A 22,488-nucleotide genomic window follows, 5' to 3' on the forward strand; every position below is an offset into this window, starting at 1 on the left:
AATAATTAGTATGGCACAATCGCTTGCTGGTCAAAACCTGAAATACCTTCGCAAACTGCGTGGATGGACGCAGGAAGAGTTTGCCAATAAGTTGGGCATTAAGCGTTCCCTGGTGGGCGCTTATGAAGAGGAGCGTGCAGATCCCCGTATTGACGTGCTGGAAAAACTGGGAGATATGTTTAAGCTTAGTCTTGATGATTTATTGCGGAAAGATCTGAGTGAAGTAAAAGGCAATTATTTGGCCAAACGAAGGCAGCAAAAATTAATGTCGGAAAACAACCTCATCCATTTTGTACCGGTAAAAGCAGCCGCAGGCTACCTGGCGGGATATGCCGATACAGAATTCATTGATGAACTCAATACATTTACGCTGCCCATGCTGGCAGGAGGCAATTACCGGGCATTTGAAATTGTTGGTGACAGCATGTTGCCCACGCCCAGCGGCTCCATCATCGTGGGGGAAAAAATAAACAGCCTTGATGATGCCAAAAACAGTACCGCATTCATTGTAGTATCGCGCAATGAGGGCATCGTATACAAACGCGTTGAAAAAAGCAACCGCAATAAAAGTAAAATTACCCTGGTAAGCGACAATCCTTCCTACCAGCCCTACCAGGTAAATGCAGAAGATATTTTAGAACTCTGGCAGGCGCAAATGGTCATCACCAAGGTGGCCAGCCAGCAGCGCTGGGATGTAAACCAACTGGCTTCATTGGTAAGCAACCTGCAGGAACAGGTAACCGTGCTGAAGAAGAAGTACAATTAAGTTTATAGTTTGGGGTTTTGGAGTTTGTGGATTTGAGATTTGAAATTTTTGATTTGAGATGAGATCATCCCTTCGAATTAAAGATTTGGGGCTTCAGATTTAGGGATTATTACCAGTTGCTGTTTGGAATACAGCGACAATTTTTAGCGCCAGCAAGGTTGATGGAATAAACCCGCCTCAAGATGTTGTGATGCTGCTCTCAAGGTATCAGAAAATGGTTTTATGTCGTGGTGCAGCTTCATACTATATTCCATTTTTTACTGTTGAATATTGCTTTCGCTGCACCTGCCAGTTTATATTTGGTAATTGGGTTCAATGATTTTAAAAGCGGTCCTGTTAAACTAACTTGTTGCAATTGTTCTAATAAACCACCTAACAAAGCTCTTGTTGCAGGTGGATACTTTAAAGCCAGGCGAACCACTGAACTTATTTCTTTTTTGGAAAGCTTTTTGAGTATGGCTGAAAATCGCTTGCAAGACGACTCTATGGTTGCATCAGGTATTTTTTTGATATAGCGAATAGCATCAAGTATCTGCAACAAGGGAATATTTTCTTTGGTGATGGTATTTTTTTGCTTTACAAATGAAATGGTATGGCGTTCTCTTTTAAAATTTGGGCGAATTTGATTTTTGCCGATTTGTATGGTATTGCTTACCTGTGTGGTTAAACCCAATTGATTGTAAATGCTGTAACCTGTTAGGTAACCTATGATTTTTCCATTTTCTTCCAATAGGTCTTTTACTACCTGTGCCTGGCTGGGTTGAAGGTTGCCAAATGGCGTATTTTTGGGTTTATAGTATTTACCTTTGGATAGTTTGGCAATTTTGCCCGATTCTACCATCCTGTTGAGTGCCTTAATAACAGCTTCTTTCTTGTTCACCTCAGTGGTAAAGTCGTTATAGGTGAACACATAGCCCTTAGGAAGTCTATCTATGGCAAATGCTATGTATTCAGTTGTTTTCATTTTATGAGTAGTGATATAAAGATAGTAAAATGTCCAGTTTATTTACTAAAAAACTGGACAAATATTATAATGCAGCATAAAGCATTGCCTGTACCCTTTCCGCTACTTCGCTTTTGTAAGATTTTCTTTCACCCTGAATTTTACTATCCGTGCAATTAAATTGTATGGAACGGGCTTATCTAACGGAAACTGAACAGAGCCTTTACCCTGCTTGTACTTCGCCAGTTCGGCTGCAAATTGTTCATGACCTGTTGGGGTGGCATAAAATCCAATGTGTTTTTCATATCCCGCAAAATATACCAGCGGCTTTCCGTTTAACTTGTAGGCAGGCATCTGGTAACTGATGCTTTCAATGGCTTCCGGCGCGTTATGCTGTATGGTTTCACGCACCTTGTTTAAAAGCAATTGTGTGTCTTCGGGGAAAGAGTATATGTAGTCGTCAACATTTTTAAAATTTCCTTTCATTTTTAATCTGTTTCTTTTTACAATAAACACAAGGGATGAAGTATCATTGTTACTATGGCCGAGTGGAGACACAGACCATGGAATGACGCTGGTACAAATTACAAAAGTTCACTGTTATTCCGGTTATAAATAATACCTGGCTGATGTTCCCATCAATCGCCATACAATTTCAATCCCGTGATGAGTTATATTTTACTCATACAAATCTCCCTGGTTAGCCAGTATCTCCCGGTATTTGTTAAACAGTTTTGTTTTGGAAAGAAATCCTAAAAACTCCCTGTTTTTATTGAGTACGGGCAGGTACCAGCTCTGGCTGATATCAAACTTTTCCATTACCGAAAGCATAGGCTCATCGTCAAATAAAATTCCGGGTGGTTTTTTCATGACAGACTTTACTGAGGTTTTATTAAACTGTTCCGGCTGAAACAGCTTCTGCTTAATATCATTCAATTCAATGATCCCTGCAAATTTTCCTTTATTGTCCAGTACAGCATAAATATTTTTTTCGCTTTTCTTAATGATTTCTACCAGTTCAGTAAAACTTTTATCAATAGGAATACTGTCGTAAGTATCCTGCAGCATCTGCTCTAAACGGATAGACGTAAGAATGTTTTTTTCTTTCTGATGCGTAAATATCTGTCCTTCTTTTGCCAGTTGTTTGGTTTCCATATAAAAGGGCTCGTATTGCTTTACAATAAAATACGAAATAGAAGATACGATCATGAGTGGTATAAATAATTCATAGCCATTGGTGATTTCCGCAATTAAAAATACGCCGGTAAGCGGGCAATACATTACACCGCTTAAAACGCCTGCCATTCCTACCAATGAAAAATTTCCTACCGGCAGGTTCAGCCATCCCGTTGCATTACAAAATTTGGAGAAAAAAAAGCCAAGATAAGATCCTGCAAATACAGATGGAGCAAAATTCCCGCCATTGCCTCCGCCGCCTATCGTAATACCCGCCACCACTGGTTTTAATAATACGATCAACCCCGTAAAAACAATTACCGCCCATTCATCCGATAGGTACGAAAGTATAGTGGTATTATCATTTACCTGGCTCAAACCTTCGGTGGCTAAAACTTTAACGCTTTCATACCCTTCCCCAAATAAAGGAGGGAATAAAAAATATATGCCCATCAGTAGAATGCCGGCTATCAACGCCCTGGTATATTTATTTACTACACCTGAATGGATGGTATGTTCCGTTTTTGTAAACATTCTTGCATAGTATAATGAAACAAAGCCACACAGTATGCCCAGTGAAATATAAAAAGGCACATTATGATAATTGAAAGTTTGTTTAAGGGTAAAATTAAAAAGAATAGATTCATTTAAAATTACTCTTGAGCACAGTGCACCCACCACCGAAGCCGTGATCAAAGGAATAAAGTAACTGACAACAACCGTTTCCGTAAGCAATACTTCAATGGCGAAAATAACGCCTGCTATGGGTGCGTTAAAAACCGCTGCTATCCCGGCAGCAGCGCCGCAGGCTATAAGTAATGTGCGTTCCCTGTAATTGAGTTCGTGTATACGTGCAATGTTGGAGCCTACTGCTGAACCCGTTGCCACTATCGGTGCTTCAAGTCCTACAGACCCCCCCAACCCCACGGTTAATGAACTGGTAATAATGTGCGCATAGGTATGCCGGAGTGGTATGAAAGAAGATTTTTGGGCAATGGCCTTCAGCACCATAGCTATACCTTTTTCCAGGCTGCCGCCTAATACTTTCCATATTATAATAACAGTAAGCAGCAATCCTAACGCGGGAAACAGCAAATACGAAAATCTTGAAACCGGGATCCCTTCAATCCATAGCTGCACATTATGCACCAGAGTTTTTAATGCAACGGCAGCCAGACCTGATACCAGTCCAACAATAACGGAAACTACCATCATGTATTGAACTTTACTGAGCCTTACTCTCAGCAGGTGGGAGAAATATTGATATAGCTTTTTAATGAAGTGGTTCATTCTATGATTCATAGCAGCAACAAATATAGGAATGTATTTTTGCGGGCAGGAACAATGCGGTATGCTGATCATGATTCAGGATATTGTGAAAATATGAAATGGGCATGTTTTACTTACCTTGTGTGTAATTCTATCGTTATGTCAAAAGAACTGAGAAAACAGCAGGCGCTGGAATACCATGCTAAAGGAAGACCCGGGAAAATTGAAGTAGTGCCTACCAAGGATGCAAAAACACAGAGAGATCTTTCATTGGCCTACTCTCCGGGAGTAGCGGAGCCGTGTAAAGAAATTCAGCAGGATGTGGAAGCGGTTTATAAGTATACGGCCAAGGGTAACCTGGTGGCCGTGATCAGCAATGGAACAGCGGTACTGGGTTTGGGTGATATTGGCCCCGAAGCGGGGAAGCCGGTAATGGAAGGAAAGGGTGTATTGTTTAAAGTGTTTGCCGATATTGATGTATTTGACATAGAGATCAATGAAAAAGACCCGGAGAAATTTGTACAAATTGTAAAATCGCTTGAACCTACTTTTGGAGGTATTAACCTCGAAGACATTAAGGCGCCGGAATGTTTTTACATTGAAAAAGCATTGAAGGAAACAATGAAGATCCCGGTGATGCATGACGATCAGCACGGCACGGCTATTATCAGCTCCGCAGCATTGATCAACGCACTGGAATTGCAGAGCAAAAAAATTGACAAGGTAAAGTTTGTAGTAAATGGCGCCGGCGCTGCTGCTATGGCCTGTGTGCAGTTATATGAGGCGCTTGGCGCTAAAAGCAGCAATTTTATTATGTTCGATAAAGTGGGAGTGCTGTACCAGGGCAGGGAAGACCTGGATGAGGTAAAGCAACGTTTTGCCATAACCCGTAAAAAGCAACTCAGTTTGCTGGATGCAATGCAGGGAGCTGATGTTTTTATTGGTTTAAGTGCGGCAAATACCGTTACGCCCGAAATGATTAAGTCCATGGCAAAGAAGCCTGTGGTGTTTGCCCTGGCTAATCCTGATCCGGAAATTACATGGGAAGCGGCTACTGCTTCCCGTAAGGATATTATTATAGCAACGGGCCGCAGTGATTATCCTAACCAGGTAAATAATGTACTTGGCTTTCCTTATATTTTCCGCGGGGCGCTGGATGTAAGAGCAACACAGATCAATGAAGCCATGAAGATGGCGGCGGTAATGGCTCTGGCCAATCTGGCCAAAACACCTGTACCCGATATTGTAACCCTGGCATACGGTGAAAAGAACATGGTATTTGGCCCAAATTATATTATACCCAAACCGCTCGATCCGCGGCTTATCTCTACTATTTCGCCTGCGGTAGCCAAAGCAGCCATACAAAGCGGCGTAGCAAAACATCCTATAGAAGATTGGGAAAAATATAAAATTGAATTAGACGGACGTTTGGGAAATGATAACCAGTTATTCAGGGTAATAGGAAGCAAAGCAAGAAAGGATCCCCGCCGCGTGGTCTTTGCCGAGGCCGATAATGTGAAGATCCTTAAAGCAGCACAAATTGTACTGGATGAAAATATCGCATATCCTATACTGTTAGGTGAGGAAAAAAAGATACTTAAAATTGCCCGTGAAAATGGTATTGACCTGGAAGGTATACCTGTTATTGATCCGCGGAGCGAGGAATGGGATAAAACAAGGCATGAATATGCCGCCCTGTATTTCAAAAAAAGACAACGCCGGGGCATCAACCGTTATGAAGCATCCAAGATCATGAAAGACAGGATCCGTTTTGCCTGCATGATGCTCAATACGGGCGATGCCGATGCCGTAATTGGGGGGCTTACCCGGAATTATCCTGAAACAGTCAGGCCTGCCCTGGAAATTGTGGGAACTGAAAAAGGGGTGAATAAGATTGCAGGCATGTATATTATTGTTACCAAAAAAGGGCCGCTGTTCCTCGCCGATACCACGGTGAACTTTAATCCCACTGCAGAAGAACTTGCCGATATAACCCTTATGGTAGCCGGGGAAGTCAAAAATTTTGGTATTACGCCGCGGGTAGCCATGCTTAGCTATTCCAATTTTGGCAGCAGCAATACAAGTGAAGCAAAAACGGTGCGCAGGGCCCGTGAATTGCTGAAGCAAAGGAGTCCGGAACTCATTGTTGACGGAGAAATGCAGGGCATCCTTGCTTTTGATAAGGAAATACTTAAGGAAAATTATCCTTTCAGCGAGTTGGTGGATACGGATGTGAACATTCTTATATTTCCAAATTTGAGTGCCGGCAATATTGCCTATAACCTGTTACAGGAGCTAGGTGGTTTTGATACCATTGGGCCCGTGCTGCTGGGTTTGTCCAGGCCGGTACATGTACTGCAATTGGGCAGTTCGGTTAGAAGCATCGTAAATATGGTGTTGATTGCCGTAGTGGATGCGCAGCAAAAATGTCCCGAAAGACACCCCGATTCCGGCAAGGAGCAGCGTTGGTGGAAAAAGAGTAAAAAGGTAAATGAAACGGTATAAAATAAAATAAACCACTGTTTATCATAATTTACCCCGAATACTTTCGGGCTGACGAAGGAAGCATCTATCTCCGCAACGATCAAACGACAAACAACAGATGATTCATTCCTGCCATGACATTACAAGAGCGTATAATGGTTCATACCTCACCCCGACAATACAAGTAGTATAGAATTGTTTATGCTTCTCCATAACAGGGGGGCAAAAAGACTGAACTTTTATTCCTAAGTCCATCAAAGAACCGCTGCTTGTCATGCTGATACCGCCTCAAAGCGGGAGAAGCATCTATCTCCGCAACGATCAAACGACAAACAACAGATGGGTCGTGCCTCACCGGACCGCCCGGTTATTTTATTTTACTGTTGATATAATCAATCTGTTCCTGTATTTCTGTGGCATTGGAAGAAACATTCTTCATGGCAGATTTTTGGGTAGCTATGGTTTTGAGCAGTACATTGTTTACAAAAGGATAAATATCTTTTTGATAAGCGGAGGGTATCTGATCACGAAATGAAACCAATGCATCCGTAGCTTTTTTTACAGCTTCGGTGTTATTGAGCTGAATCGCATAATACGCCACGGTATTTGCATTTTCTACTTTGGCCTGTCCAAAAGGTAAGGCATTATACCAGTCAAGAACGTAATCCAGGTCTTCCACCTTACTGTTTTCGGCAAATACATTGCTTATCGCTTCAGCCATTTTATCTTTTGTCTTCGTTGCTGACAATCTTTTTGCTTCTGTATAAGCTGTGGCTTTATCTATTTGATTCAAAGACAGTATGGCCGCCCCCGCCACGCTGTAGGAAGAATCATTAACGCTTTTTTGTATCAGCTCCCTGTAAATAGGTTTATCATAGGTACTTAATGCCATTAGCGCTTCAGCCCTTACCGTAGGTTCCTGGTCGCCTTTGGCAACAGAAAAAATGGTTGACTCAAGGGTTTGTTTTACGTTTTCCTTTTTTAAATCTGCCGAATGGAGCGCGAAGATCCTCAATTCATGGTACCTGTCTTTTAAAGCGGTTTTTAACAGATCCACGGCAGCTGTGCTGTCCTGCAGTAAAGCACATGCGCTTATTGCTTCTCTTCTGTCAACATACAACCCGGCTGTATAATATTGATGTATATAGTTTGCAAGTGATTTACCTGTTTCCTTCTTTTCACAAAGCAATATTTTATCTCCGTCAAAATTTACAAGATCGGGTTCAGCCGCAACTGCAAATGTAAAAGTTTGATCTTTTTTATCAACCCAAACATCATGGCGGATCTTATTCTTTCCATTATATACATCTATGGCAACCGGTAAAATAAAGGCCGGTTCGGACTGGGTTTGTTTTACATTCACCGAAACTGTTTTGCTGCTGTCGTTATAGGCATAATGAATGTTGAGTTTGGGATGGCCACTGCTGAAATACCATTGATTAAAAAACCAGTTTAAATCCCTGCCACTTACTTCTTCAAGCGCCAGTCGCAACTGGTGTGCTTCGGCATTGTTAAATTTATTGGTAGTAAGATACAGGTGCAGCCCCTGGTAAAATGCATCTTCACCCAGGTAGTTTTTCAGCATGTTCAATATTCTGCCGCCCTTTTGGTAGCTCACCAGGTCAAACATGTCGTCTTTATCTTTGTAATGATAACGGACTAATATTTTCCTGGCATCTTCCGGGCTGCTGAGATACTGCTGCATATCTTTATAATTTTCAGCATCTCCTGCATCCTTGCCGTATTTGTATTCGTTCCACAACACCTGGCTGAAATTGGCGAAGGATTCATTTACAGTTAAATTACTCCAGCTTTTAGCGGTAACATAGTCGCCGAACCAGTGGTGAAAAAGTTCGTGAGCAATGGTGCTTTCCCAGCTATTGCCATCAAGCAATTGCCGGGAATCCTGTTGTGCACTTTCCTGGTGCATGGTAGCCGTAGTGTTTTCCATGGCCCCGCTTACATAATCCCTTCCTGTAATTTGTGAATATTTAGGCCAGGGATACGATACGCCGGTAATTTTTTCAAAAAAGGCAATCATTTCGGGTGTGTTACCAAAAATTTTCCTGGCAACACCTGCATATTCTTTTTCTACATAATAGCTTACTTCTTTTCCTTTATAAACATCCTTAACGATAGCGTAGTCGCCTACACCTATAAAAAAGAGATAAGGAGAGTGGGGCAGGTCCATCTTCCAGTAATCCGTTCTTGTGCCATCTGCATTTTTTTGTTGCTGCAAAAGTTTACCATTGCTGAGCGTTACATATTTAGAAGGTGCAACAAGAAAAAACTCCTGGGTACATTTTTGATTTGGCTTGTCTATAGTAGGGCACCATACAGAGGTGCTTTCTGTTTCGCCCTGTGTCCAGATTTGAGTAGGCTTGTTTTTATCTTCGCCGCGTGGATTAATGAAGTATAATCCTTTATCATCTCTTATTGCTTCGCTTCCGCCTTTGGCCAGTTCATCGGGCTTTGAAACGTATTTGATGTATACTTTATATTGTTCGCCTTTCTTATACAACTTGTCCAATTTAATATGTAGCTGCTTCCCGTTATATTGGTATTTTAAAGGTGTGGTAACAGTACGTTTTGCGATGGCAACCGCTTCTATTTCCATTCCTTTGGCATCTAATACAAGTGAATCGGTGCTGTAAAAATGGGGCTCAAGCGTAATCCATACCTTCCCGTACATATATGCCTTCTCATAATCAAAACGGGCCTCTAATTTGGTATGCACAAGGTCATTTATTTTCTCGGGTACCGCCCGGTAAATGCTTGTCAGCGAATCGGTGGTTGTTGTCGCAGTTTGCGCCTGGAACAATGCGGGTGCGGCAATGAATAATAGACCTAATAATTTTTTCACGTTATAATTGAATTTGATAAGAGAATGTTGTCAAAAAATATACCCTGTTCACCATCCTTAGCTGTAAAATGTACAGATTAACGATATTTAGCAGCAATATTATATTTAACAGTTTACATTGCATGCATCAGAACACAATAATACTAACATTTATTACGATTTATTAACGCTGTAAAATTCCGTGATAAATAAGCAGATAATGTTTTTTTTATATGAGTGGTGGCTGTTTCATCTTTTCAAGTAGTTTTGTTAGGGTTTAAGGACATGCAAACCGTGCTGAACTAAGAAAAATTTATAGATTAATGAAAGTACTGCGGAAACTGGTTTTTATCTTCCTTATATGTTTCCTGGTTAAAATTGTTTTTAGCCAGCAGCAATATTATATATACATCCAATCTGAGGATCAGCAGGAATTTTATGTACGTACAGGTTCACGAATCTTTAACTCTTCGGGAAACGGTTACTTAGTCATTCCCGGACTCGAAAAGAATACACACGAAATTATAATTGGTTTTCCGGGAAAAAAGGACCCGGAGTGGCGCTTTAATTGCACCATCAGCGAAGCAGACCTTGGCTTTGTGTTAAAAGCTAAGGGTAAGGATGGCGTACAATTGCTTAGCCTTAAGCAAAAAGAAGGAGTGACGGGAACTGTGGTTGAGCACTATCCCGAAATAAAAGAAAATAATGTTGTTCCACCTCCGGGAATGATCAGCAATGATCCGTTTTCATCCATGCTTGCCGATGTGGTAAATGATCCTACCATCCGCCAGCAACTTGTAATAGTTGAGAAAGAAACTGTTCCTGCTGTTGCCATAATTAATGATTCTGCAAAAGCTTTACATGCCAGTGCACCTCCGGCACAAACGCCTGTTAATAAGGGAGAGGATAAGGTTGCCCTTGTATCGCCACCACCTGTAACAGGAACGCCGGCAGAAGCAAAGCACGATACTGCAACAACTGGGGGTGAAAAGTCAGCGCCGTTTGTGGTAACGGAGATTGAGAAAACCAATAGTGTACCCTCGGGAAAGTCCTCCAAAGCAGGTGCAGCAGAAAAGGCAGAAAGTACTATGGTAGCAGGTACAGAAAAAAAGTATGAACCATTTGTGGTAAAAGAGATTCACCAGCCGGTGAATACAAAAACAGCAAAATCTTCAGGGTCCGGAACGGAAAAAAAAGAAGATAGCGTAGTAACTGCGCCATTAAAAGAACCCGAACCTTTTGTGGTGAAAGAAATTGGGAAGAATGATATTCCCAAAACAACATCCCTGAAAAAAACCGGAATAGAAAAAAGTACAGATAATAATGAAGAGGCAAAATACCTTCCTTTTGTTATAAAACCGGGTGATAAGAAAAATAATAATGAAGATAAAACGGCAAAATCTGAAACCGGGAAAAAAGTTGATACGGCTGAAATGGTTGCTGAAAAAAATGCAGTGCCATTGGTTATAAAAAAGGAAGACAAAGCCCTGACCACTGAAAAGGAAAAATCTGTCAGGTCCGGCTCAGGCAAAAAGGATAAGGACTCGTCAAGGGTTTCTCTGAAAGAAAAGCAATTGCCGGTTGAGAAAAAAGCAATATTATCTTCTGTAAGAAAAACATTGGAAAGAAAAAGCAGGGAAGGAACTGACCTGATTTATATTGATGAAAATGCCGGTGGCGCCAAAGACACTATTCGTATATTCATACCCGTTGTACAATAAAATATTTCATCAAAATCTGAGCTAAGCAATCGCTACTCCTTAATGAATTTTGCCATCAGCACCTGTTCACCGTGTTGCAGTTTTATAAAATATACGCCCTCCGATAAAGCATTAATAGAAACCGTTCCTCCTGTATTTTTTCCCGCCAGCACCAATCTCCCTGTTATATCATATATAGAATATGTTTTCGGGGTAAGCGGCTTTTCATTATTGAACCGCAGCGTAAGAAATGTTGATGCGGGGTTGGGAAAGACAGTCAGATGCGATTCGGCTCCGGTATTGATTTGCGGCTCCGGTGAAGCGCTGGAGTTCCATGGTTCGTGTAAAGCAGTGGAATAAAGGAGCGTTTCCCTGGGGGCAGATGTGGCAAACAAATCATGTATCCTTTGCCGTTGCCCGATGGTAAACATATGCAAACAGGCATCATCCGAAAAATCCATGAAGTTCATAAACATGTCGCCGCCGGGTTGCTGGTTGCACCCGTTTGGGGAAGTTTTGGGAAACGAAGAACAACCGCTGCTGTATGTTTTTTGAGGCGGTGTATCTTCAACATCATCGCTTCCGCAATCCGTATCGCCCCAAAGATGCTTGAGGTTCAGCCAATGTCCCACCTCGTGTGTGGTTGTTCTGCCTTTATTATAGGCCGAACTGCTGTTGCCCGTAGTGCCAAATACATCTGTACGTATTACAACGCCGTCTTTTTCGGGCGATGCACCCGGGAAAGTAGAATAGCCCAATAAGCTTTTGGTGAGATTACACACCCATATATTAAGATAATAGCGACTGTCCCAGGCATCATTGCCACCCGAGACCGAAAATTTCATTTTATCATCCTGCTGCCAGTATAAGCGATCTGTTTTTTTCCTGATAATTCCGGTCGTAGCGCGCCCTTCAGGATCAGACTTTGCCAGTTCAAACTGAACCCTGCAGTCGGCGGCTAAGGGGGCAAAAAAAGCGGGAATTTGGGCGGTATCATCATTCAGCTTTCTGAAGTCTTTGTTTAGTATATTGAGCTGTGATTGTATTTGCGCATTGCTGATATTCTGCTCTTCATTATTGTACAAAACATGTATTACAACCGGGATAGTAATGAGCGGTACATCCGCAACATCGCTGCCCTGCTCTTTTTTTGATATGGAGGAACGCGTTTTTGCACTGCTTTCAAGTTGGATATACCGCATGCGCAATGCCGCATCATTATTGAGCTGGCTTTGCCAATATTCGGTTGTTACGCAGTTGCGCTGTGCAGCAACCCAAAATGAACTGCAGCAAAGTATACAGATGAACAGAAAAGATTTCATTGGCTGATTTTATAATCAGCTTTTCAATGTGATATTAAATTTAAAGGCATTGGCCGGAGCAGTGATGGTAAGGCACCGCATTTTTCAGTTTTTGCAGAGGATAAACAGATACGTTGGAAATCAGGAAGAATTGGACCAGGTTTAACCTGTGTTTGGAACCGTATTACGGGGGCAAAGTAATCTAAAATTTGCGGCCGGGCTAACCCGCAGTTATAGTTTTCGATGACCGGCTGATAATTACCGGTTAAAATATAGTTTAACAAGCATACATTATGCCCAAAACTTTATTTTTGCAGCAACTGGTTATGATATGATAAAAAATGTATTCGTTTGCGGTTGTTGTATGTTTTTATTCTGGTCCTGCAATAACAATGATCATTCGCCTGATTCAGAAACTGATATTCCTGTAAATAACGTACCCGCCCCTTCCCCGGTTAGTTACTCCGTGCAGAATATTTATCCGCACGATACCGCGGCGTTTACCCAGGGACTTGTGTATTATAACAATCAAATGTACGAGGGTACGGGGCATAAAAAGGAATCCACCCTGCGAAAAGTGGATTACAAAACGGGAGTTATTCAAAAGAAGATTGATATAGATCCTGATTTGTTTGGCGAAGGCATTACTATTTTAAATGATACCCTTTACCAGTTAACATGGGAGGATCATCTTGTGCTGGTATATAGCCTTAAGGATTTGAAACAGGTTCGTACAATATACTGGAACAGGGAAGGCTGGGGAATTACACACGATAATGTCAATTTAATCATAAGCGATGGAACAGATAAGTTATATTTCGTTCACCCCGGTGATTTTAAATTGATGAAGATTGTATCCGTGCACAATCACCTGGGTCCCGTTAACAATCTCAATGAGCTGGAATATATTAACGGGTACGTATATGCGAATCAGTGGGAAACCAATTATATTCTGAAAATAGACCCTTCTTCGGGACTGGTATCAGGCATACTCGATTTTACGGATGCGCTTAAAAGGTTTGCGAACATTAATTACGATAAGAAATCTGTACAGGAAGGAGCTGTGCTGAATGGCATTGCATGGGATTCTGCGGCTAACCGTTTATTTGTAACCGGGAAATTATGGCCAAAGCTGCTTGAAGTAAGAATACACTGATGCCGGGAAAAGTTTAGAAATTTGGAAGTTTATTGTTTATAGTTAAGTTGCGGTCTCAAGGTGTGTAACTTGCAACCTGTAACTTGAAACACCCCGGCACCTGGCTATGATTTTTTCATGCGGTATTTCCTGGCAACTTTAGGATTGTTGAAATACTTATCCAGTTCTTCAGGAGAATCATCGAATTCAACCACAGGAACTTCTATTAATTGTAATTGGATTTGTTTTAATTCATCCCTCAGCTTTTGGCTTTTATTAATCAGTTCGGGATCCTTTTCACCTACCAGCACGTTATTTTGAAGCAGGTAGTCTAAGCGTTTGATGCTATTGCGCACGAGAGTTGCAGAATTTTGTTCCTCTTTTTTAACAGGTGATACTGATTCTTTTACTGGCACCATGGCTACACCAACGCTGGGTAATATTTTACCCGCAGTTTTTTGTCCGTCTGTTGGTAGGGATGAAAAAACGGTTCCTCCCAGTGAAGAAGCAGCTGAAGTAAGATCAAAGGTTGTGCGGGTTCCACGTGTTGATTTTATCTGTTTATCCAACTCCATAAAAGTGGCTTTCAGCCGGTTAGAATAGTTTTGGATACTTCTTACTACTTCATTGTATTCAAGTACTTTTTGCGGGTAATTTATGTTTTCTCTTACCACGATACGGATGGTTGCAGTATCGCGTACATTAAACTTATTGACACCCACAAAATTAACAATCACCTCCCTTAGCTTGTCCTTGTCGGATGGCTTAACAAAACCAAACGGTGGCGACCATTTAAAATCATCTCCGCATTTGGCTACCGTCCCAATGGTTTTAACCGGGTAATTACTGGTCATCGTAATGTTTTCAATAGGAAAGTTTCCATCTTCACACTGAACTTTAAAGCTAATACTGTCTCCCTCATCTACATACAATATATTATTAACGCTGGGCTTTATTTTTGAAGGAATGATCTCCGTATTAAAAAACAGCAAAGTAAAGGAAGTATCTATTTTGTCTTTAGGGTCGTCAAGGTTCTGAACACCCAGGTTTACTTTATATTCAAGATCGTACTTGAGTCTGCCGGAAAGAAAGAAAGCTTTTTCCGCCTTAAAAGTTAAAAGCCCGCTGTTTCTTTCAACCTTTAATCCAACGGGAGAATTTTTAAGAAACCAGTAATAGTGAGACTGATCTTTATTGATGTCCAGCTTATATTGCAGGGTGGAGTCCACATGAAGCGTAATATAAGGATTCAGATTCCTGATTCTCAGTACCGAATCTTCCTGGGGAATAGTCCGGAAAACAGTATCGGCTTTAGCTGTATCGATTTTAGCCGTATCGATTTTCAGTGAATCTATAACCTGAGAAAACGCCGGAAGAACGAAACCTAAAGACAACACCAGGATAAAAGCAAACTTATTATTGATCAATTTGCTGGTCTTTTAGTGGGTTAAAAAATTTAGTATGGCAAATTTAATGTTTTATTCCAAATTTCAGCCAAAGTATAACGCTTAATCCTGTAAACCTGTTATATGCAGCGGTTGAATGTTAATAATTTATGAAAAATAAGGCTGACTCCTTGCGGAGCCAGCCTGCGCCAAAAAACCATACACCTCGTCTTGTATGAAAAAGTTGAAACTTTGGTTATTGGATCTCTATTTGTTTGCTAACAGCCTGTGCTTCTGCTTTCTTCGGTATATGCACTTTTAATATACCATCTTCATATTTGCCCTGGATATTACCGGAATCAATTTTGTCGTTTAAAGTAAAACTGCGTTTAAAGCTGTTGTACTTAAATTCTCTGCGCACAGTTTTATAGTCTTCACTTTTGGTTTCTTCTTTTTGTTCATAGGAGATGGTTAATACATCATTCTCAACATTAATTTTAAGATCTTCTTTTTTTAATCCCGGTGAACTGAGCTCAAGATGATAAGCATCTTTCGTTTCATGGATATTTACGGGTACAGTCTTCCACTGAACTGTTTCATCATCTTTGCCAAAGTTTGTCCATTCATTGAACCAGTCATCCAAAAAACTGTTATAAGCTTTTTTTACCGGTGAGCCGTTTACTTTTACGAGTGTCATAATTTGTTATTTTAAATGTTAATGAATTTGTTTTACATGGGGGAATGATCAAACTGTGTTCCATCCATAAAAGAATGAATTTTTTGCAGAAGTAATCCATTAAAAGCGGTCGAAACAAGACAAGATGACACATTCCCTTTGTTTTAAGCGACAATACGGCGCAAGATTTAATAAGGAAGATTTGATTAACTTTGCAGCACAGAAAAAATTAAATCAAACTAAAATATTCAAGAAATGTATCCGGAAGAAATTGTAATACCAATGAAGGAGGAGTTAACCGATAACGGTTTCAATGAATTATTAACTCCGCAGGAAGTGGAAAATGCTTTACAGCAGAAAGGCACAACCTTAGTAATGATCAATTCAGTATGTGGCTGTTCGGCAGGGAGCGCCCGGCCAGGTGTATTGATGGCAGTGGCGAATGCTTCTAAAAAACCCGATCAGCTTGCTACAAGTTTTGCGGGGTTTGATATTGATGCTGTTAATACTTTAAGAGAGCATCTTCTGCCATATCCCCCATCGTCTCCTGCAATAGCACTTTTTAAAGACGGCCGGTTGGTGCATTTTATTGAACGCCATCAAATAGAAGGAAGACCGGCTCAGCTTATTGCCGGAAATCTTATTGCTGCATTTGAAGAGCACTGTAATTAAGTATTGATTTATTCTTTATAATCCCGTTCTTTTGAGAGCGGGATTTTTTATGGTGAATTTATGTGTAGCAATCCACAATTTTAAAGTAACATTGTACCTTATACCAATTGTGTAACATGTATCCCAACCTTTATTTTTTTCTTAAAGATACTTTTGGAATTGAGCCGTGGGCATGGACGAAATTTGTGAACGCTTTCGGTTTTTTTGTTGCCATTGCTTTTATTCTTTCTGCTATAGTGCTGGCCAAAGAGCTCAAACGAAAAGAAAGGGAAGGGCTTTTGTTCCCGGTAGAAGAAACGATTATAATTGGCAAGCCTGCTTCGTTATCCGAATTACTAATTAATGCATTATTGGGGTTTATAGTAGGGTATAAAGCATTGGGTATTTTTCTCAATAGCGATCAAATACCTCCGCAGGAATATATTTTTTCCGGCAAGGGAAGTTTCGCGGGGGGTATTATACTGGCATTGATTTTTGCGGGGTTGAAGTACCGTGAAAAAGGAAAGCAAAAACTTGCAAAGCCGGAAAAAAGAAAGATACGGATATGGCCACATGAAAGGGTAGGCGACATTACCATATATGCTGCTATATTTGGATTTATCGGCGCCAAAATTTTTGATAATCTTGAAAACTGGGACAGGTTTATACAAAATCCTATTGAAAATTTATTATCACCCAGCGGCCTTACATTTTACGGAGGTTTAATTTGCGCTACTGCGGCCATTTTGTGGTATGCACGCAAAAAGAAGATCAGCATCCGGCATCTTGTTGATGCCGCGGCTCCCACTTTAATGCTGGCCTATGCTTTGGGAAGAATTGGCTGCCAGGTGAGCGGGGATGGTGACTGGGGTATTTTAAACAGTGCGTATGTGACCAGCGCTTCCGGAAAGACGGTAGAAGCAGGACCCGGGGATTTTGACAAAGCACTTGAAACCCATAAAACAATTTATTTAAGCGAATTTGGAACCGATAGTATACCGCGCATAGCGGTAAAAGCTCCATCTTTTCTTCCCAGGTGGACGGTGGCATATGCCTATCCGCATAATGTAAACGAACAGGGATTTAAAATGGCCGATTGTTCGGGCGATCATTGTAATGCCCTGCCTGTTCCTGTTTTTCCTACCCCATTTTATGAGATAATTGCATGTTTAATTTTGTTCCTGGTATTGATGGGGTTGCGGGAAAAAATAACCGTTCCCGGTCAAATGTTTTCCATTTACTTAGTATTGAATGGATTAGAACGATTTTTTGTTGAAAAGATTCGTGTAAATACGAAATATGATATTTTCGGGTTTCATCCCACGCAGGCGGAAATTATTTCCACTTTATTAATAATAACCGGCATTGCGCTTTTCTTTTGGTCTAAAAGCTATGCACGTTCTCTGCCTCCCCAAAAAGCATAATGTACTTTTTGTCTTATCTGAATGTTTCTGTTTTCAGGTACTTCAACTTATCTTGATAGTACTATGCATTACCAAATATCATTGATTTGAACCGTTTATTGCAAAACTATGTACTATGCATTGCAAAGTACCATATGTTTGTCTTGTAATTATTAAGAGACAAAATATAAACTGCAATGAAAAAAATATTTATGCTATTGGTTGTTGTTAATTTCAGCATCCTCTTCCTACAGGCACAAACTCAAAATATATCAAAAATAACCGGTGTTGTAAAAAATGGCGAAAAAGCCATTGAAGCTGCTACGGTTACGCTTTTATCGGCTAAAGATTCAGGGGTTGTTAAAATTGAAATAACCGATAAAAATGGAAAGTTTGAAATTGTTTCTCCCGAAAATGGTTCGTTTTTGCTGCTGATCAGTTCCGTAGGATTTGAAAAAAAATATACTTCCTCTTTTAAGGTTTCTTCCGCAGGCGATGCCATTCAAACTGGTACTACTCACCTTACGCCGGCAAGCAAGGATATGAAGGCAGTGGTGGTTACTGTTAAAAAACCACTGATCGAACAAAAAATAGACAAACTGGTAGTAAATGTAGATGCTGCTCCTACCAATGCGGGGGCAACCGCAATGGAGGTGCTGGAAAAATCACCGGGCATCACTGTAAATAATGATGGTGTAATAAGTTTGAAAGGAAAAGCCGGCGTTGTTGTAATGATGGATGGCAAACCTACTTATCTTTCTGCAGAAGACCTGGCCAACCTGCTCAAAAATACACCTGCCTCTGCCATTGACCAGATAGAAATTATGAGCAACCCCTCTTCAAAATACGATGCCTCCGGCAATTCGGGTATCATCAATATTAAAACTAAAAAAAGCCTGAAGATGGGATTGAACGGAAGTATAATGATAGGTGCTACTACCGGTTTTTTTCCCAAAGGCGATGTTTTATACGTGCAGCCAAAATCGCAAAACAGCCTGAACTTCAACTACAGGAAAAATAAGATCAACATATTTGGCAGCTATAATCCCAATTTCAATAAACGCAGAAATGAGTTAACCATTATGCGCAACTTCTATAATGAGGATGGAAGTTTGAATGCTTCAGCAGCTTTGGGTACCACTTTTAACGGTAACGCCGACAATCACAGCGCCAAGCTCGGTGCCGATTATTACATTAACGATAAAAATGTATTGGGCGTAGTATTTACGGGTTTTGGTTTTTTTGGAGATTTTGCACCATCTACAATATCCAATATTTATAATCCTGATGGTAGCCTGCAATCGGGTCTGTATTCCACAACAGATAATAATATCAAGTTCAGGAACTACACCGGCAATATCAATTACAAACATAGTTTCGATAGTTCGGGAAGAGAGTTTACAGTTGATCTTGATTATGTGAAGTATGACAATGTTTCTGATATGTTGTTAACAACAAACGTATTGGATAAATGGGGCAGCACAATGGGCGATCCTATACTATTAAAGGGACATCTTCCTTCCAATATTAATATCTATTCTTTTAAAACAGATTATGTGCATCCGTTAAAAAATAATTTTAAGATTGAAACAGGTATAAAAGTCAACTATGTTAAAAACAACAACATTGTTGATTATACGCGTCACGATGGCGAAGAGTGGAAAAAGGATTATCGTTCCAATCACTTTATTTACGAGGAAAATATTAATGCGGCATATGTAAATGTAAATAAAAAGCTGAGTGAGAAATGGAGTGTCCAGGCAGGATTAAGGGCCGAAAATACCAATACAAAAGGCTACCAGGTAACCAATGATTCTACTTTTAAAAGGCATTACACCAACCTGTTTCCAACTGCATTTCTCAGCTATGCGGTGAACAAAGATAACCAGCTTACGCTTTCGTATAGCCGCAGGGTAAACCGGCCCAATTACCAGGATCTGAATCCATTCATTTATTTCCTCGATTCGTTAACCTATCAGCAGGGCAACCCCTACCTGCTGCCGCAGTTCAGTCATAATATTGAATTAAGCCATTCTTTTAAAGGGAAATTTATTACAACCCTTAATTACAGCAGAACTACGGATGTGATATCACAGATACTGAGACAGAATACAGACGAAAAAACCACTTTTCAAACTACTGAAAATGTATCCCAATTCAGAAATATAGGATTGTCGGTTACCGCTCCGTTTAAGTGGACATCATGGTTCAATTCAAATCTTTTTGTAAACCTCTACAACAATCATTACGAAGGCATATATAATGGAGATCCAATTGATGCTTCTAATACGGCGTATATGATAAACCTCACCAACAGCTTTACTTTAGCCGAAGGATTTTCCGCAGAGCTGAGTGGTTTTTACCGCTCGAAAGGATTAAATAGCTTACTGGTGATGAATGAAATGTACCAGATGACTATCGGGTTGCAAAAAACGCTCATGAAAGGAAAGTCAACAGTGCGCCTCAATTTCCGGGATCCCTTTGGCTGGCAGAAATTTGGGGGTTACATGAAGTATGGAGATGTGGACGTTACCATAAAAAATCGTTGGGACAGCCGCCAGGTTACAGCAAGCTTTACGTACCGTTTTGGCAAAAATACCATCGCGCCATCCCGCAAAAGAGCAACAGGTGTTTCTGAAGAATTAGACAGGGCGGGGCAGGCAAATTAAGATTGCTGAATCTCAAATTATCTAACAGGTTAGTTTCTCATGTTTTGGTTTTAGATCCCACTGTTCCCAGTGGGATATTTTTTTGATTTATTTGGGGTCTTTAATTAACCGGCCGATGCCTGCGCATGCTTTATCTTTGAATCAAAATACGTCGGTGTATGGCCTATAAGAATCAACAGGAATTTATAAATGCATTAGACAGGGCAGGGGAGTTGTTAAGAGTGAAAACCTATGTGGATCCACGTCTTGAAATGGCCGAGATAACGGATAGGATAAGCAAAAGCGGTGATGGAGGGAAGGCGATATTGTTTGAGAATACCGGTTACGGGTTTCCCGTGCTGATGAATGCCTATGGCAGTGAAAAAAGAATGGGGATGGCTTTGGGTGTGCAGCACCTGGATGATGTAGCTAAAGAAATTGAAAGCCTTTTTAAGCTGCTTACCAAGCCCAAAGAAAGCATTATAGATAAACTGAATCTATTGCCTAAGCTGGGCCGGTTTGCATCATGGATGCCTAAAGTAAAAAGCGGCAGAGGGGCCTGCCAGGAAGTGGTGATGTCCAATCCCGACCTGGGGAAATTGCCTGTAATTACCTGCTGGCCTAAGGATGGCGGGCCTTTTATTACATTGCCTATTATTCATACCAAAGATTTAAACACCGGCATCAGGAATGTTGGTATGTACAGGATGCAGGTTTTTGGTCCAACGCTTACCGGTATGCACTGGCATAAACATAAAGTATCGGCAAAGCATTACAATGGCTATAAGCAGGCTGAAAAGCGTATGCCCGTTGCCGTTGCCCTCGGCGGAGATCCTGTGTATGCTTATTCGGCCACGGCCCCGCTGCCCGAAAATGTGGATGAATATATGCTGGCGGGTTTTTTAAGGAAAAAGAAAGTAGAACTGGTTAAATGCATTACCCAGCCCGAACTGGAAGTGCCGGCCGATGCGGATTTTATTATTGAAGGATATGTTGATCCGGAGGATGAACTAATATGGGAAGGTCCCTTTGGCGATCATACAGGATATTATTCTCTTCCCGACTGGTACCCCCGCTTTCATGTTACCTGCATCACCCATAAAAAAAATCCTGTATACCCTGCCACCATTGTGGGTATTCCTCCGCAGGAAGATGCGTGGCTGGGTAAAGCCACCGAAAGAATTTTTCTGGCGCCTATCAAAATGACAATGGTGCCGGAGATCATTGATATGGAAATGCCGGTTGAAGGTGTTTTTCACAACCTGGTAATTGCCAAAATAAAGAAGGAGTTCGCGGGGCAGGGACAAAAAGTGATGTATGCCATGTGGGGCGCCGGGCAAATGATGTTCAATAAAATATTGGTTATAGCGGATGAACATGCCAATATCCGGAATTATGCTGACCTTGCGCAGCAGGTATTTAAGAACTTAGATGTATCTAAAGATGTTTTTTTTGCCACAGGTCCTATGGATGTACTGGATCATAGCTGCAGCAAAATGGGTTTTGGCGGAAAAATGTGTATTGACGGTACCCGGAAGTTCGAAGAAGAACTGGATGAACAATATCAACTGCAAACCATAAATCAAAAGGTGGAGCAGCATGACCTGTTATCCGCTTTTCCTGAAATAGCATTGGTTAATACTTCACTGCCTGGTATTGGCATACCCTGTTTACTTGTGGCTGTCAAAAAAGATAAAAAGGGCCATGTAAGGGAATTGCATGAACGCATCTGTAAACAGATTGCCGGGATCGAAAGCATTAAAATGATCCTATACGTAGAGTATAATGTAAATCCGGTCAATTTGCCTGTAGCGCTATGGCGGTTTTGCAATAACCTTGATCCTAAAAGGGATAATTTCCTGTTTGAACAGCCCTCTGCTACACACCCCGGCAAAACATTTTGCTGTTTGGGATTAGACGGTACGCGCAAAACCAAAGAATGGGATGATTTTCAGCGGGATTGGCCCAATATTATTGTTGCAGATGATGCTACTATTGAAGCGGTAGATAAAAAATGGGATGCGCTTAATATAGGCCGGTTTATTCCTTCTCCGTCATTGGAATATAAGAGCCAGATGTATGGAAGTGAAGCTGTGGTAGAGGATTAGA

General features: G+C 41.0%; 15 protein-coding genes. 8 read left to right on the forward strand and 7 right to left on the reverse strand.

Annotated elements, in window-relative coordinates:
* Nucleotides 1-10 precede the first annotated feature (10 nt).
* Nucleotides 11-766, forward strand: coding sequence for an XRE family transcriptional regulator (locus FRX45_RS05550; protein ID WP_152267398.1), 756 nt, complete (start codon nucleotides 11-13; stop codon nucleotides 764-766).
* A 238-nt stretch (nucleotides 767-1,004) separates the two neighbouring features.
* On the opposite strand, the gene FRX45_RS05555 is transcribed toward FRX45_RS05550, so the two are convergent.
* From FRX45_RS05555 to FRX45_RS05565, 3 genes are all read right to left on the reverse strand, one after another.
* A complete protein-coding gene (locus FRX45_RS05555; RefSeq protein WP_152267399.1) occupies nucleotides 1,005-1,730 on the reverse strand; it encodes a DUF6088 family protein in 726 nt (241 codons plus the stop codon).
* A gap of 102 nt (nucleotides 1,731-1,832) precedes the next feature.
* On the reverse strand, nucleotides 1,833-2,195 hold the full coding sequence (locus tag FRX45_RS05560) for an iron chaperone (protein WP_152267400.1): 363 nt from the start codon (nucleotides 2,193-2,195) through the stop codon (nucleotides 1,833-1,835).
* A 192-nt stretch (nucleotides 2,196-2,387) separates the two neighbouring features.
* A complete protein-coding gene (locus FRX45_RS05565; protein ID WP_193311600.1) occupies nucleotides 2,388-4,100 on the reverse strand; it encodes a chloride channel protein in 1,713 nt (570 codons plus the stop codon).
* Nucleotides 4,101-4,313: 213 nt separating this feature from the next.
* Between FRX45_RS05565 and FRX45_RS05570 the strand changes: the two genes are divergently transcribed.
* On the forward strand, nucleotides 4,314-6,659 hold the full coding sequence (locus FRX45_RS05570; RefSeq protein ID WP_152267402.1) for an NADP-dependent malic enzyme: 2,346 nt from the start codon (nucleotides 4,314-4,316) through the stop codon (nucleotides 6,657-6,659).
* A 346-nt stretch (nucleotides 6,660-7,005) separates the two neighbouring features.
* Here the strand turns inward: FRX45_RS05570 and FRX45_RS05575 are convergent, their stop codons facing one another.
* The gene (locus FRX45_RS05575) at nucleotides 7,006-9,501 is read right to left on the reverse strand and encodes a M1 family aminopeptidase (RefSeq protein ID WP_152267403.1); all 2,496 of its coding nucleotides are present in this window, start codon (nucleotides 9,499-9,501) and stop codon (nucleotides 7,006-7,008) included.
* A gap of 302 nt (nucleotides 9,502-9,803) precedes the next feature.
* Between FRX45_RS05575 and FRX45_RS05580 the strand changes: the two genes are divergently transcribed.
* Nucleotides 9,804-11,201, forward strand: coding sequence for a hypothetical protein (locus tag FRX45_RS05580; RefSeq protein WP_152267404.1), 1,398 nt, complete (start codon nucleotides 9,804-9,806; stop codon nucleotides 11,199-11,201).
* Nucleotides 11,202-11,233: 32 nt separating this feature from the next.
* On the opposite strand, the gene FRX45_RS05585 is transcribed toward FRX45_RS05580, so the two are convergent.
* Entirely contained in the window at nucleotides 11,234-12,502 is a 1,269-nt protein-coding gene (locus tag FRX45_RS05585) for a T9SS type A sorting domain-containing protein (protein ID WP_152267405.1), read from the reverse strand.
* A gap of 310 nt (nucleotides 12,503-12,812) precedes the next feature.
* Between FRX45_RS05585 and FRX45_RS05590 the strand changes: the two genes are divergently transcribed.
* Nucleotides 12,813-13,637, forward strand: coding sequence for a glutaminyl-peptide cyclotransferase (locus FRX45_RS05590; protein ID WP_152267406.1), 825 nt, complete (start codon nucleotides 12,813-12,815; stop codon nucleotides 13,635-13,637).
* Between the two features lie 104 nt (nucleotides 13,638-13,741).
* Here the strand turns inward: FRX45_RS05590 and FRX45_RS05595 are convergent, their stop codons facing one another.
* Both FRX45_RS05595 and FRX45_RS05600 read right to left on the reverse strand, forming a co-directional pair.
* Complete coding sequence (locus tag FRX45_RS05595) at nucleotides 13,742-15,043, reverse strand: hypothetical protein (protein WP_226804993.1); 1,302 nt, start codon at nucleotides 15,041-15,043, stop codon at nucleotides 13,742-13,744.
* Nucleotides 15,044-15,257: 214 nt separating this feature from the next.
* The gene (locus FRX45_RS05600; protein WP_152267407.1) at nucleotides 15,258-15,698 is read right to left on the reverse strand and encodes an Hsp20/alpha crystallin family protein; all 441 of its coding nucleotides are present in this window, start codon (nucleotides 15,696-15,698) and stop codon (nucleotides 15,258-15,260) included.
* Between the two features lie 234 nt (nucleotides 15,699-15,932).
* Here FRX45_RS05600 and FRX45_RS05605 point away from each other — a divergent pair, with 234 nt between their 5' ends.
* The 4 genes from FRX45_RS05605 (at nucleotide 15,933) to FRX45_RS05620 (ending at nucleotide 22,487) form a co-directional block, all read left to right on the forward strand.
* Nucleotides 15,933-16,349 (forward strand): BrxA/BrxB family bacilliredoxin, encoded by a 417-nt coding sequence (locus FRX45_RS05605; RefSeq protein WP_152267408.1) that lies wholly within the window; start codon nucleotides 15,933-15,935, stop codon nucleotides 16,347-16,349.
* 116 nt (nucleotides 16,350-16,465) lie between these two features.
* Nucleotides 16,466-17,752 (forward strand): prolipoprotein diacylglyceryl transferase, encoded by a 1,287-nt coding sequence (locus FRX45_RS05610; RefSeq protein ID WP_152267409.1) that lies wholly within the window; start codon nucleotides 16,466-16,468, stop codon nucleotides 17,750-17,752.
* A 176-nt stretch (nucleotides 17,753-17,928) separates the two neighbouring features.
* On the forward strand, nucleotides 17,929-20,400 hold the full coding sequence (locus FRX45_RS05615) for an outer membrane beta-barrel family protein (protein ID WP_152267410.1): 2,472 nt from the start codon (nucleotides 17,929-17,931) through the stop codon (nucleotides 20,398-20,400).
* Nucleotides 20,401-20,558: 158 nt separating this feature from the next.
* Entirely contained in the window at nucleotides 20,559-22,487 is a 1,929-nt protein-coding gene (locus FRX45_RS05620) for a menaquinone biosynthesis decarboxylase (protein ID WP_152267411.1), read from the forward strand.
* Nucleotide 22,488: the final 1 nt, after the last annotated feature.

The sequence above is a fragment of the Agriterribacter humi genome (genome assembly GCF_009192765.1).
Lineage (GTDB): Bacteria > Bacteroidota > Bacteroidia > Chitinophagales > Chitinophagaceae > Agriterribacter > Agriterribacter humi.